Genomic DNA, 13,462 nt, shown 5'->3' with positions numbered 1-13,462 from the left:
CCCAAGCCGCCCGCCTTCTGGACACCCTCGGCTCCGAGGCCTGACTCGCAGCCCGCCTGTACGTCGGCTGCCCCGCGCATCGGCTGTCCTGTACGTCGGCTGCCCTGCACGTCTCCCCATGCCGTGCCGACTCCAGCCATCGCCGAGTCCAGCCATCGCCGACTCCAGCCATCGCCGACTCCAGCCATCGCCGACTCCAGCCATCGCCGACTCCAGCCATCGCCGACTCCAGCCATCGCCGACTCCAGCCGCCGCCGACTCCGTGCGCCACTGCTCCGCCCGCCGCCGGTCCTGTCTGCCCACATCGCATGGCTTCCCGGGCCGCCCCGATCTACCGCCCCCGCCCGGCGCTCCCCATGACAGCCGCACACCACGACTCGCCCGCCGACCTCTCAGTCCCGCCGACCCCTCCGGCTCTCACCCCTCCAACCACTCACCCCACCCCTCCAACACCCCGCCCCTCAGCAGGCCGCGAAGTCGTCGAGCAACCCCGAAGCCACCTCCACGTCCGGGCTGAGCTGCCGATCCGCCATGTCCGGGTTGAGCTTCGACTCGGCGGCCTCGAAGGCGGCGCGCAGCGCGGGCGTCTCCGGCACGATCCCCCGCAACCGCAGAGCGCGAACGGCCGCCACCACCTCACACGCCAGCACGAGCCGGAACGCGCTCAACGACCGCAGCGCCTGCGACGCGGACTGGAAGGCGAAGCTCGAGTTCTCCTCCTGGCCGCGCGACACCACGGCGTTGCCGATGCTCGCGGGTTCGGCGAGGCTGCGGACCTCGGCCAGCGCCGAGTTGGCGCTGTACTCGAGGATCATCACGCCAGAGCTGCCGCGCACGCCCTCTGCCAGGAACGGGCGCAGGCCCGTGAAGTTCGGCTCCACCAGCGTGGCGAGGCGGGCCGTCGACAGGTGACCGGTGTGCAGCATCGACAGTCGCAGGCGGTCCAGCGCCTGGCCGAGGTACGCGCTGTGGAAGGCGCCGTGGTGGTAGGCGGCGTCGTCCTCCTGGCCGAAGTGGTCGGCGACGATCAGCGGGTTCTCGGCGGCGGCGTTGAACTCGACGTCGAGGACGCGGGCCAGGTCGGTGGCCGCGTCCACGGCCGGGCCGTGGACCTGCGGGAAGCAGCGGTAGCCGAACGGGTCCTGGATGCGGGCCGGCGGGCGGGCCGGTTCGGCCAGCAGGCGGCGCATCTCGGCGGCGACCGCCACCTGGCCGGGGTGGGGGCGGCCCAGGTGGACGCGTTCGTCGTAGGCCTCCACGGCTCCGTCGACGGCGAGGAAGGACAGGGCCGCGACCACGTGGGTGGCCTTCAGCAACTGGTGGGCGTCCTGCCAGGCGAGGCCCGCGATGCCGATGGTGAGGGCGTTGCTGCTGATCAACGCCAGCGCGTCGCCCGAGTCGAGCTCGATCGGCCCTGGCGTCTGCGTGGAGCCGAGCCAGAAGCGCTCGCCCAGCAGCGTCAGGCCGGTTTCGGCCAGTGCGGTCAGGTCGCCGGTGCCGATGGCGCCGTACTCGTGGACGCCGGGGTAGCAGCCCCTGTTCAGGGCGTCGAGCAGCGCGTCGGCCACGGCCCCGCGCACGCCGGCACCACCCGCGAGGAGCTGGTTCAGGCGCACGACCATCATGGCGCGCACCTGTTCCTCGGGGAGCATGCCGCCCAGGCCGCCCGCGTGGCTGCGCAGCAGGCGCAGGCCGTGCTCGGCCCAGCCCTCCGTGCTGACGATCTGGTCGCGGTTCGCGCCGACGCCGGTGGTGCGGCCGTAGACCTGTCGTCGCACCACGAGTCGCTGGCTGGCGCGCCACGACGCGTCGAGGCGGGCGAGTCCGTCGGCGTGCAGTGCCACCGGGGCGTGATACCTCGCGACACGCACCACGTCGTCGGCGCCGAGGGACTGACCGTCCAGCACGACAGGGGAGTCTTCGACCATGGCGCCAATGTGAGCACACGGGGTTCGAGCACATAGGGTTCAGGGGTGCTCGTACTGCATGGCCTGTGCACGACCGACGGCGTTCTTGCGCTGTGGGCCGAGGACTCCGGGCTGCCCGCGCGCAGTGAGAGCACCAGGCGGGACGCGCCCCACCCGTTCGCGGCGACAGCCGAGTCGCTGGCCGGCGCACTCGGGCAGGAAACCCTCAAAACGACCCCGCGGACGCTGCTGCTGCCGTCGTACTCGTCGGGACCGATGGCCTCGCCGGAGCTGGTGCGCGACCCGCTGGCGGCGGGACGGGCGCAGCGCGGCAAGGTGCAGCTGCGGCAGTGGGGGGTGCCCACGGTCCGGTTGACCGGCACGAAACCGGAGCTCGCCGCGGAGGTGCGGCTGAGCGACTCGGCCAGGTTCGTGTTCGACGTGGCGGGGTTCGCCGCCGACCTCGTCGACCGCGGCCGCGTGCTGCCGTCGGTCGCGCCGGACCGGGCCGTCGCGCGGTGGGCGCCGGTGCTCTCGGGCACGGACTCGGCGCGGTTCGCGGCGCTGCAGGCCGCCATGCCGCCCGCCTGCCGGTGCGAGGAGGTCGTCAGCGACCCGGCCGAACTGGTGCGCGCGGCCCTCACGGCCGCGGTCGACGAACAGGTGCGGGACCGGCTGAACGGCGTGGACCTCGCGCCGAAGCGCCGCGGCCGCGCGACGACGGCGGAGTCGTGGCTCGCCGCGCTCACCGGTGAGCCCGCGTTCGACGCGGACCCGGTCGAGCTCTACGAGCTGCGCGAGCGACTCGACCGGTGGCGGGACAGCGCGGGCAACGAAAGCCCGGTGCGCACGTGCTTCCGGCTGCGCTCGCCGGAGCAGCGCGACGCGGACGAGTGGGCGGTGGAGTTCCTGCTGCAGGCCGTCGACGAACCGAGTGTCCTGGTGCCCGCGCACCAGGTGTGGTTCGCGGACGACGGCGTGCTGCGGCGCTGGATCCCGGCGCCGCAGGAACACCTGCTGGCCGATCTCGGACGCGCGAGCAAGCTGCACCCCGACCTCGACGAGGCGTTGCGCGGACCCCACCCGGCCGAGCTGGAGGTCGGGGTGGAGGGCGCCTTCCGGTTCCTGTCGGCGGCGCCCGTGCTGGCGCAGGCCGGGTTCGGCGTGCTGCTGCCGTCGTGGTGGCAGCAGCGGACGAGGCTCGGCCTGAAGCTCGCCACGAAGAGCCGCGGCACGGCCGGAACCGTCGCCAAGGAGAGCGAGATCGGTCTGAAGTCCATCGTGGACTACAAGTGGGAGCTCGCCCTCGGCGAGGACACGCTCACCGACGCCGAGCTCGCCGAGCTGGCCAGGGCCAAGGTGCCGCTGGTGAAGGTGCGCGGCCAGTGGGTGCAGGTCGACCAGAAGCGGCTCGCCGCCGGGCTCGCGTTCCTCCGGCGCGGCGGCGGGCAGATGACCGCCGCCGAGGTGATGCTCCACAGTGGACTGACCGAGGAGGACGAGAGCCTGCCGCTGCCGCTCACCTCGGTCGAGGCGGACGGCTGGCTCGGCGACCTGTTGTCGGGCAAGGCGGACGAGCAGCTCGAGCCGGTCGAGCCGCCGGAGGGCTTCGGCGCCCGGCTGCGCCCGTACCAGCAGCGCGGCCTGGCCTGGCTCGCGTTCCTCGACAAGATCGGCCTGGGCGCCTGCCTGGCGGACGACATGGGCCTGGGCAAGACCGTGCAGCTGCTGGCCCTCGAAGCGCTCAACCGCGCTCACGGCAAGCGACCTCCGACGTTGCTGATCTGCCCGATGTCGGTGGTCGGCAACTGGCAGCGCGAAGCGGCCCGGTTCACCCCGGACCTCTCGGTGCACGTGCACCACGGCGCGGACCGGCTGGACGGCGACGCGTTGCGCGAGGCCGTCGAGAGCCACGACCTCGTGCTCACCACCTACGCGCTCGCCGCCCGCGACGCCGAGGCCCTGGGCGACCTCACCTGGGACCGCGTCGTGCTCGACGAGGCGCAGAACATCAAGAACAGCGCGACCCGCCAGTCCCAGGCCGTGCGCGGGCTCAAGGCACGCCACCGCGTCGCGCTGACCGGCACGCCCGTCGAGAACCGCCTGGCCGAGCTGTGGTCGATCATGGACTTCGCCAACCCCGGCGTCCTCGGCACGATCAACACGTTCCGCGCCCGGTTCGCCGTCCCGGTGGAGCGCCACAACGACCAGGACGCCGCCGCCCGCCTGCGCAAGATCACCAACCCGTTCGTGCTGCGCCGCGTGAAGACCGACCCGCGCATCATCGACGACCTGCCGGACAAGGTCGAGATGCGCCAGCTCTGCAACCTCACCACCGAGCAGGCCTCGCTCTACCAGGCCGTCGTGAACGACATGCTGGAGAAGATCGAGGAAGCCGAGGGCATCGGCCGCAAGGGACTGGTGCTCGCGACCATGTCCAAGCTCAAGCAGGTCTGCAACCACCCGGCGCACTTCCTCGGCGACGGCTCCCGCGTCGCCGGCCGCTCCGGCAAGCTCGCCCGCCTGGAGGAGGTGCTGGAGGAAGTGCTCGCCGAGGGCGACAAGGCGTTGTGCTTCACGCAGTTCACCGAGTTCGGCAGCATGCTCGTGCCCTACCTGGCCGCCCGCTTCGACACCGAGGTGGTGTTCCTGCACGGCGGCACGAACAAGGCCACCCGCGACCGCATGGTCGAACGGTTCCAGGACAGCAAGGGCCCGTCGCTCTTCCTGCTGTCCCTCAAGGCGGGCGGCACCGGTCTCAACCTCACCGCCGCGAACCACGTGATCCACCTGGACCGCTGGTGGAACCCCGCCGTCGAGGACCAGGCGACCGACCGCGCGTTCCGCATCGGCCAGCGCCGCAACGTGCAGGTGCGCAAGTTCGTCTGCATCGGCACCCTCGAAGAACGCATCGACACGATGATCGAGGAGAAGCGCGCACTGGCCCAGCTCGTGGTGGGCGCGGGCGAGAACTGGCTCACCGACCTGTCCACCGCCCAGCTGCGCGACCTGCTGACGCTGTCGGGGGAGGCCGTCGGTGAGTGAGCACTGGTCCGGCGAACGGCCCCGCTACGGCAAGACCATCAAGGTCGACAACGGCCTCAAGGCCAAGAGCAAGCGCGGCGACATCGGCGCCACCTGGTGGTCGCGCCGCTTCATCGAGGTGCTCGAGTCGTTCGGCATGGGCGGCCGCCTGACCCGCGGCCGCACCTACGCCCGCCAGGGCCAGGTGCTCTCGCTCTCGCTGTCCACCAGCATGGTCATCGCCCTGGTGCAGGGCTCGCGCCCCACCCCCTACAAGGTGCGCATCGCGATCAAGGCGTTCACCACCCCGGAGTGGCAGCGCATCGAACACGCCCTGGCCGGCAAGGCCCTGTACGCGGCCAAGCTGCTGGCCGGCGAGATGCCGAGCGACATCGAGACCCTGTTCGCCTCCCTCGGCCTCCAGCTCTTCCCGGCCACGCAGCGCGAGCTGACGATGGACTGCACCTGCCCGGACTGGGAAGTCCCGTGCAAGCACCTGGCCGCGGCCTGCTACCTGCTGGCCGAGTCGTTCGACAACGACCCGTTCGAGATCCTCGCCTGGCGCGGCCGAAGCCGCGAGGACCTGCTCGAACGCCTCCGCACGCTGCGCGGCACCACCCGTGCCGCCGTGGCCAGGGAGGAGGCGCCGCCGCTCATCCGGTGCCTGGACACCTTCTGGCAGAAGCAGACCGCGACGAGCCTCACCCTCGGCGACCCGACCGCCGAGGTGCGCGCGGACGCGGTGCTCGACCAGCTCGACGCCGTGCCCATCAGCGTGGGCCGCTCGAACCTCGTCGACCTGCTGCGACCGGCCTACCTGTCGTTGAAGCGCGACTAGCACAGGTCGCTGACCGGGTTCCGGGGACCGGTCCTCGGGCGGCTGTCAGGGGCGGTGCCACACCTGGATGTGGGTCGCCTTCCGGCACGGGTGCGACGGCGTTCGGTCGTGCTTCGTCGCGACTCCTGTCGGAGTCTGAAGTGATTGGCGACCTCTTTGTGAGTACCAGCGGGGGCGGCTGCAGCACAGGCTGCTTGGCTGCGGGGCTGATTCCCTCGTGTCGCGGTGGTCGCGTGTCGCGCGGACCCGTTGGTTGCGCCGTGGTCCCGGCGCGGCGATGGCGCGGGAGGGCGGTGCGGCTCGGGTCTGCGGACCTGTGGTGGAACGGGCAAGGACCGCCCCCACCCCGACGCGGGTCAGTGGGCGAGTTCAGCCTTGGAGCGGTTGGCCAGGACGGTCACGCCGGCGCCGGCGATGCCCACGAGGATGGTCGCCGTCAGTGAGAGGTGCTGCCCGCGCGGGACCACCAGGCGGCCCAGGCCGCCGATGGCGGCTCCGAAGAGCAGTGCGCTGCTCCAGGGGCCTGCCGAACCGGGGTGTGGCGGATCAGGTCTTCCCCTGACCGGTCCCCGAGCTCGCCCCCAGCAGGATCGCGGCCGTCGGCGAGAGTTCGCGGCCGGGGACGTCCGGGTCGCAGCCCACCCTGGCGAGGCGGGCGCGGATGGCGGTGGCGGAGCGTTGCATGGAGTCGGCCAGGGACTTGATGAGCTTCGGCGCGCTGTCCTCGGACGGGGTGAGCCAGGCGGTGCGCAGTTCGGTGTCGAGGGACTCGGTCCAGGGCTGGTTGGCGTTCGCGTGGCGGGACGGGCGGGTGCGCAGGCGGGTGTGGGCGCCGAGGACGCGGGACAGGAGTCTGCCGACCGTGGCGGCGCCCTCGACCGGCATCCGAAGCCGGCCGTCCGCGATCACCTCGCCCGAGTCGAGCGATCCCAGCAGGTCCAGCACCAGGGAGTCGCCGGAGTCCGTCGTCGCGCTCAGCCGGTAGTTGACCTCGCCGAGCTTGGTCTCGTTGTAGAAGGTGGATGTCATGGGGTCGACGGTAGGGAGGGGGTCTGACTCTTTTCGGCCGGGGAGGCTCCGGCGGCCGTGGTGGGGAGAGGAGTTCACTCGAAGGGGTGGGTCAGCCCGAGGTCACGGAACTGCGGCCGGTGCCGATGTCCGCGACGTCCGCGGCGGCGCGGCCCGCGCCCCACCCGGCGGCCGAGCGCACCGTCACGCGCGAGGTGCGCGTCTGCGTGAACATCTCCTCGAACAGCGTGTCCACGGCCTTCTTGCGATCGGCGAGCACCGGCAGCAACCGCTCGTCCGGCGCGGCCGGCGCGTCGGTCAGCCGTTCGCCGATCCGCGACGCGAAGGCCACCAGGAACGACTTGCGGAACGGCCGTGAGCGCGCCTCGCTGCCCTTGCCCGCACGGCCACCGGCAGCCACCATCGCCCGTGTCGCCTGCACGAGCAGAGACGTCGACAGCAGCTCCACGCTCTCCAGGTCCACCTCGTCACCCACCAGCGCGACGAACCCGAACCCGTCGTAGGCCACCGCACGCGACCTGAACGCCGTCGCCACGACGTGCACGAGCTGCGACTTCTCCTTGAAGTACGACTTGTCCAGCCACATCCGCCGCGAGGTGGCCTGCGCCGGCAGGTCCGCGTCGAGCATCGCCCGTTCGAGCGCGTGCCGGTTCATCAGCTCCTGGGCCTTGGCCGACAGCGCCTCGGCCTCCTCGGGGAACGACGTCGACTCCGCCTTCGCGAGCAGCCCCCGCACGCGGTTGAGGACCTTCGGGTCGACGCCCGCGCGCACGGCCGACATCAGCCCGTCGCCCGGCAACGGCAGGATGCGCGGCAACGAAGGCAAGCGTCCGAGGAACGTCAACAGCTCGGAGGCCGTGCGAGCCGCGAACGACCGCGTCTCGATGTGGCGGGTCGCCCACGCCTCCAGCAGCGGCCCCTCCCACCACACGGTGGCGCCGATCTCGTCGAGCTGACTGCGCCACCGCGGGTGCACCGTCGCCTCGGCATGGGGTGAACAGGACAAAGCGATCACATCCACCACGAGAGAGGTGGCCGACTCGTCGAGCGAACGCGACACGATCTCGCGAACGTCGTACGGCAGCCAGCCCCGCTGCCAGAGTGCGTCGACCGCTTTCACCAGTTCCACGTCAGGCAGTATGAGACGTCCGCCATGTGCCAAGGCCGGGGACCACCTGGTAGACACGGGATGTGATCGAACTCCAGTTCCGCGGCCGGACCGTCGTCCGCGACCACGCGCTGGTGATGGCGATCATCAACCGCACCCCGGACTCGTTCTACGACAAGGGCGCGACCTACGCCGAGGACGTCGCAATGGAGGCCGTGCACCGCGTGGTCGCCGAGGGCGCCGACATCATCGACATCGGTGGAGTGAAGGCAGGCCCCGGCGAGCTGGTCGACGCGCGCGAAGAAGTGCGCCGCGTCGTGCCGTTCATCGCCCGCGTGCGTGACGCCTATCCGGACCTCATCATCAGCAGCGACACGTGGCGCGCGGACGTCGGGCGGCTCGCCTGCGAGGCCGGCGCCGACCTGCTCAACGACACGTGGGCGGGCGCGGACCCCGGGCTGGCCGAGGTCGCCGCGGAGTACGGCGCCGGCTACGTCTGCTCGCACACCGGCGGTGTGAAACCCCGTACGCGTCCGCATAGGGTTAGTTACCCCGACATCGTGGCGGACGTCATCGCGGAGACGACGGCGCACGCGGAGAAGGTGGTCGCGCTCGGCGTGCCCCGCAAGAGCGTGTTGATCGACCCCACACACGACTTCGGCAAGAACACATGGCACAGCCTTGCGCTGGTGCGGCACACGGACGAGCTGGTGGCGACCGGGTGGCCGGTGCTGATGGCCCTGTCCAACAAGGACTTCGTCGGGGAGACCCTCGGCGTGGAACTGCACGAGCGCGTCGAGGGCACCCTCGTCGCGACCGCGATCGCGGCGTTGGCGGGCGCCGCGGTCTTCCGCGCGCACGAGGTGGCGCGTACCAGACGAGTACTCGAGTCCGTCGCTCGACTGTGAGCTGGAGGTATCAGGTGGACGACGTCTTCGCCCGGTTTTCGGAGGACCGGTGGGACGACTTCCTCGACGAACTCGACAAGATCCGCGTGAGCGTGGTGGACCCCGCGGAACGGCAGCAGGTGAAGGCGACCGCGCGCCGTGACGCACGTGAGGCGGGCTCTCAGCCGTTGCTCGTGCGGATGGCCCTCGCGGACCACTACCTGAACCTGCTCGCCATCGGCGTGTGGGCGGGCGACGAGAGCTGGCGCGCCGATCTGCGTGACCTGGTCGTCTCTCTCGTGCCCGAGAACGACGAGTCCCGTGACGACGGGCTGTTGAGCTCTGTCATCGCCGTGGTGCTCGCGCAGTTGCTGCAGGACGCACGTCTGCGTGGCGGCTCCGAGGCCGATGTCATCGCACGGTCGGCATGGGACAAGGCACAGGAGTGGGCGGCCTATGCGGAGGAGCGCTACATCGAACGGCTCCTGCACGCCTCCACGGAGGCCGGCGCGCGCGTGGTGACGGCGTCAGAGGTCCAGGAGGTCGTCGAACTGGCCACGGCGGCCGCGGACGACCAGCACGCGGAAACGCTGGCCGCCCTGGAGGCGGAGGGCCTCTCGGCGGAGGTCATGAACGGCGTGTGGGTCGTCGACGGCGACTTCCGCAACCCCGTGCGGGCGGCCGCACGCGCGATCACGCTGACGGGCTACGGATGTGTCCTCGCGCGCAACATCCGGTCATCCGCCGTGATGCTGTGGCACGAGAACACGCTCGCCATGGCGGACTCGAAGGTGCCGCGCTGGCGCGTCTACCCGATCCTCGCGCCAGTCACGCCGCAATCCAAGTTCTCGGGTGGTGAAGGCCTGCCGTTCACCCGCGAGACCCACCCGTTGGCACCCGCACCGGAAGTCGTGCGCCGGTTGGCCGACGCCGTTGGTGTCAACCTGTCTCATCTGCTGGCTGCATTGCGGTGAAAGGGTGATCTTTGCCTTTCCGCAACCCGCACTCGTTATCTTGGTGTCATGCCTAGATTTGCCGAGTTCGATGTGGAAGGCCTGCGGAAATCCAGCGCCGTCGCGGACTTTCCCTGGTCAGAGACGTGGGTCACCCTGATCCGCGTCGATGCCAAGGGAGTTGTCCGGCAAGCCAAGTCGTTGACTGAGAAAGTTTCCTTGCTGACCGTCGCGTCGGACAAGGACCTCGTCATCGCCTCCTGCCCGGAGATTTACGCCGTCGACGACCTGTCGGCGGCCCGTGCGGCCGTCAGGGCTTCGGCCGCACGCGAAATGACGCCAAGCCTCGGATGAACGTCTCCCGCCACTCGGGCTCAGCGGCGAGCGCGAGTTCCGGGAAACGCCGGAGGAGCGTTCCGAACGCGATCTCGCCCTCGATTCGCGCCAACCGCGCGCCCACGCAGTAGTGGATCCCGTGCCCGAACGTGACGTGGGGGTCTCGGCCCAGCTGCACCACGTCCGGATCGGGGAACCGGGACGGATCCCTGTTCGCCGCGCCAAGTGAGACGGTGACCTGCGAAGACTTCGGAATCATCACACCTCCGACCACCACGTCGGCGGTGGCGACGCGGCCCACCCCCAAGGCGAACGGCCCGTCGTAGCGCAGGAGCTCCTCGACGGCGTCCGGCACCAGGACCGGGTTGTCGAGCAGCGCCCGCTTCACCGCGGGGGCGCGCAGCAGCGCGAGCAGACCGTTGCCGATGAGCTGCACGGTCGTCTCGTGGCCTGCTGTGATGAGCAACACGAGGGTCTGCACGAGGTTGGGTTCGTCGCGAAGCTCGGTGATGACGTCGTCACCGGGCTCCTTGGTCTCCAGCAGACCCTGCACGTACAGCGCGAACCGGCCGTAGGCCTCCGCCATGGTCTCCGGTGCCATGAGCTGCGCGGTGAGCGTGCGGACCTCGTCCCTGTCCCCTTCGGGCACGCCCAGCAGTTCGCAGATGACGGTGATCGGCAACGGCTGCGCGAACGAGCTGATCACATCGACCTCGTCCGCGGTCTCCCACTCGTCGAGCAGATCGTTGGCGATCTTCTCGATGCACGGGCGTAGCGCCTCCATGCGCCGTGTGGAGAACGCGCGCGCGATGGGCTTGCGCAGTCGTGTGTGTTCCGGCGGGTCGGTGTGGTTGAGCATTCCGCCCGGGATGACGGCGCTGCTGAGGTCCGGATGGCTGAGGGCCTGCACGACGTCGTCGTAGCGGCTGATCACCCACGCCTTGGCGCCGTCCGGTGTGTCGATCAGCGCGGGGCCCATCGCGCGCCACTCGTCGAAGTACGGGGTCGGGTCGGTGAAGAAGCTCATAGCGTCGATGGTGGTGTTCGCGCTGTTCACGGGCATGAGTAGCGGATCACCCAGATTTGTGGCGCGGATCACCTAGCCTGGGGGCGTGGGGTGGCCGTTCGTGGGGAGGGACGCCGAGCTCGCCACAGTCCGGCGTGCGGTGCGGGGTGCCGGGCTGATCGTGGCGGGGCCTGCCGGGGTGGGCAAGACACGGCTGCTGGACGAGGTGGTGTGCGACGTCCGGTTGCGTGCCACGGCGGCCATGTCGGCGATTCCGCTCGGCGTGATGGCGCCTTTCTTGCCGTCGGTGGACCCCTCTCCGTTGGCGATGTTGGCCCATGCACGGGCCGCGTTGCACGGTCGCGTCGTGGTGGTCGATGACATCCATCTGGTCGATGACGCGACGGCAGGCCTGTTGCACCAGCTTGTACAGCACCGCGAGGCGGTGGTGGTGGCGACATTGCGGTCAGGCGAACTCGCACCGGATCCAGTGGTGGCCCTCTGGAAGGACGAGCTGCTGCCGCGCATCGAACTCGAACCGCTCGGTCGTGCCGCAGTCGTCGAAGTGCTGGAGACCGTGCTCGGCGGTGTGGTGGACAGCGTCACGGCCGACCGGCTGTGGACAACCTCGGCCGGAAACATGCTGTTGCTGCGAGAGATGCACTTCGCTGCGGCGTGGGTGTCGCACGGCGGTGTCTGGTCGTTGGACGGTTCGTTACCGCTGTCGCCACGGCTGGTGGAGCTGGTCGAGACCCACCTCGCCACTGTGCCCGACGAGGAACGGCGCCTGCTGGAACTCCTCGCGTTCGGCGAACCGCTCGACTTGGCGGCGTCGGAGGCGTTGGACGGGCTTGTCACCGTGACGTCTGACGGGCTGAGACTCGCACATCCGTTGTATGGCGAGGTGTTGCGCGCGCAGTGCCCTCCTCTGCGCAAGCGCAACCATCAACGCCACCTGGCCTCAGTGATCAACGATCCGTTGCGCGTAGCCCTGCTACGTCTGGACAGCGGTACAGCCGATGATCCGGCGGAACTGGTGACGGCCGCTCGGCTCGCCATCGCGACGGGTGGTGTTGTCCTGGCAGAACGGCTCGCACGCGCCGCATGGTCCATCGGTGGTGGTCTGGAGGCCGCGCAACTGTTGGGGCAGGTGCTGGTGTTCACCGATCGCGCGGAGGAGGCCGAGGAGATCTTCGCCAGGGTCGCCACCGACGACGACCCGATCGAGCTGCGCGCCATGCGCGCCCTCAACCTCGGCTGGGGCCTGGGGCGCAGCGAGGAGGCGGCGCGGATGGTGGACGACGACATCTCGCGAGCCGTGCTGCTGTTCGACGCGGGCGAGTACGACGAGGCGCGTGCGCTGCTCTCCTACGACGCGCCGGAGCAAGCCACGGTCCTCGCGATGATCGACGCGGTCCAAGGACGCTACGTGGGGCCGTTCCCGGTCATACCGCCGAACCCCGGCGTCGGCCTGGGGTCGGAGATGACGCTGTTGGCCGAAGTGTTCGTGTACTCCCTGCACGGCGATCTGGCCCGTGCGGAACGTTTCGCCGTGCAGGCATATCGGGAGAAGGCCGAGTGGGACACCATGCGAACCACCTGGGCCGTATCGCTGGCTGCACTGGCACGAGCAGGTGGCCGGCTGCTGGAGGCTCGGCGGTTGCTGCAAGAGGTGCGGCCCGTGCGGCCGTTCGTGCGGTTGTGCGAACTCGCGTACGTGGAGTCGATGCTGGGCAACGACGCGCGCTCGCTGCTCGCCGAAGCGGAAGAACTGAACCCACCAGGCCAACGGCCGTACCGGCACGGACTGTGGTTCGCCAGGATCTGGGCGGCTGGAGCGTCACCGTTCGAGGCGGCGGCCGACGCCCGTGCTCACGGTGAGTTCGCCGCCGAGGCGTTGTTGCTGCACGAGGCCGTGCGCCTCGGACACGCGGCTGAAGCCCTGGACCGGTTGCGGGAGCTGGCCTCGACGACGACCGGCCTGCTGGTCCCGGTGTTCGCGGCACACGCGGAAGCATCGGTGCGCAAGGACTCCGCCGCGTTGGTGCAGGTGGCCGCGCGGTTCGAGCAGGCCGGGTTCATGCTGCTGGCGGCGGAAGCGGCCGCGGAGTCCGGGAACCGCGCGCTGTTCGGGCGGTTGGCCGGGCTGTGCGAGGGAGCGCGGACACCGGCGCTGGCGGGGATGGCGGTGGCGCCGCTGACCCGGCGGGAGCGGGAGATCGCGGTCCTCGCGGCGCGGGGGCTGACGAACAAGGAGATCGCCGAGGCGCTGGTCATCTCCGTGCGGACAGTGGACAACCACCTGTCGAACGCCTACGCGAAGCTGGGGATCGCGGCCCGGGCCGAACTGGCGGAGGCGCTCGGGGGCTAACGC

Annotated in this window: 10 protein-coding genes; 6 read left to right on the top strand and 4 right to left on the bottom strand. The window is 70.5% G+C overall.

The genetic code is table 11. The features are described from left to right. Positions 1 to 461: 461 nt before the first annotated feature. On the bottom strand, positions 462 to 1,928 hold the full coding sequence (locus tag BMW88_RS35640; protein WP_089959788.1) for an aromatic amino acid ammonia-lyase: 1,467 nt from the start codon (positions 1,926 to 1,928) through the stop codon (positions 462 to 464). A gap of 45 nt (positions 1,929 to 1,973) precedes the next feature. Here BMW88_RS35640 and BMW88_RS35635 point away from each other — a divergent pair, with 45 nt between their 5' ends. Both BMW88_RS35635 and BMW88_RS35630 read left to right on the top strand, forming a co-directional pair. Beyond that, entirely contained in the window at positions 1,974 to 4,952 is a 2,979-nt protein-coding gene (locus BMW88_RS35635; RefSeq protein WP_089959785.1) for a DEAD/DEAH box helicase, read from the top strand. Next, positions 4,945 to 5,769, top strand: a complete 825-nt coding sequence (locus BMW88_RS35630) for an SWIM zinc finger family protein (protein WP_089959780.1) — start codon at positions 4,945 to 4,947, stop codon at positions 5,767 to 5,769. Before BMW88_RS35635 ends, BMW88_RS35630 begins: the two co-directional genes overlap by 8 nt. 546 nt (positions 5,770 to 6,315) lie before the next feature. Here BMW88_RS35630 and BMW88_RS35625 read toward each other — a convergent pair. Beyond that, positions 6,316 to 6,798, bottom strand: coding sequence for a hypothetical protein (locus BMW88_RS35625; protein WP_089959777.1), 483 nt, complete (start codon positions 6,796 to 6,798; stop codon positions 6,316 to 6,318). A gap of 91 nt (positions 6,799 to 6,889) precedes the next feature. Continuing rightward, the gene (locus BMW88_RS35620; protein WP_089959775.1) at positions 6,890 to 7,927 is read right to left on the bottom strand and encodes a DUF2786 domain-containing protein; all 1,038 of its coding nucleotides are present in this window, start codon (positions 7,925 to 7,927) and stop codon (positions 6,890 to 6,892) included. 62 nt (positions 7,928 to 7,989) lie between these two features. Here BMW88_RS35620 and folP point away from each other — a divergent pair, with 62 nt between their 5' ends. From folP to BMW88_RS35605, 3 genes are read left to right on the top strand one after another with little or no spacing between them, the layout of a single operon-like run. Beyond that, complete coding sequence (gene folP / locus BMW88_RS35615) at positions 7,990 to 8,814, top strand: dihydropteroate synthase (RefSeq protein ID WP_089959772.1); 825 nt, start codon at positions 7,990 to 7,992, stop codon at positions 8,812 to 8,814. A gap of 14 nt (positions 8,815 to 8,828) precedes the next feature. Next, a complete protein-coding gene (locus tag BMW88_RS35610) occupies positions 8,829 to 9,767 on the top strand; it encodes a hypothetical protein (RefSeq protein ID WP_089959771.1) in 939 nt (312 codons plus the stop codon). A gap of 48 nt (positions 9,768 to 9,815) precedes the next feature. Beyond that, positions 9,816 to 10,100: a hypothetical protein gene (locus tag BMW88_RS35605; RefSeq protein WP_089959768.1), complete on the top strand. Its 285-nt coding sequence runs from the start codon at positions 9,816 to 9,818 to the stop codon at positions 10,098 to 10,100. On the opposite strand, the gene BMW88_RS35600 is transcribed toward BMW88_RS35605, so the two are convergent. Then, entirely contained in the window at positions 10,057 to 11,109 is a 1,053-nt protein-coding gene (locus tag BMW88_RS35600) for a cytochrome P450 family protein (RefSeq protein ID WP_177221576.1), read from the bottom strand. The two genes, BMW88_RS35605 and BMW88_RS35600, sit on opposite strands and share 44 nt — an antisense overlap. Before the next feature lie 85 nt (positions 11,110 to 11,194). Between BMW88_RS35600 and BMW88_RS44185 the strand changes: the two genes are divergently transcribed. Continuing rightward, on the top strand, positions 11,195 to 13,459 hold the full coding sequence (locus tag BMW88_RS44185; RefSeq protein WP_089959763.1) for a helix-turn-helix transcriptional regulator: 2,265 nt from the start codon (positions 11,195 to 11,197) through the stop codon (positions 13,457 to 13,459). The last annotated feature ends 3 nt before the right edge of the window (positions 13,460 to 13,462 follow it).

Origin of the sequence: Lentzea xinjiangensis (genome assembly GCF_900110955.1) — a bacterium.
Lineage (GTDB): Bacteria > Actinomycetota > Actinomycetes > Mycobacteriales > Pseudonocardiaceae > Lentzea > Lentzea xinjiangensis.
This window is presented reverse-complemented; position numbering and strand designations above follow the sequence as displayed.

Excerpts from the sequence above, each read along its gene's own strand:
- BMW88_RS35605 (WP_089959768.1), top strand. The coding sequence starts at position 9,816 with ATGCCTAGATTTGCCGAGTTCGATGTGGAAGGCCTGCGGAAATCCAGC.
- BMW88_RS35625 (WP_089959777.1), bottom strand. The coding sequence starts at position 6,798 with ATGACATCCACCTTCTACAACGAGACCAAGCTCGGCGAGGTCAACTAC.
- BMW88_RS35640 (WP_089959788.1), bottom strand. The coding sequence starts at position 1,928 with ATGGTCGAAGACTCCCCTGTCGTGCTGGACGGTCAGTCCCTCGGCGCC.
- BMW88_RS35600 (WP_177221576.1), bottom strand. The coding sequence starts at position 11,109 with ATGAGCTTCTTCACCGACCCGACCCCGTACTTCGACGAGTGGCGCGCG.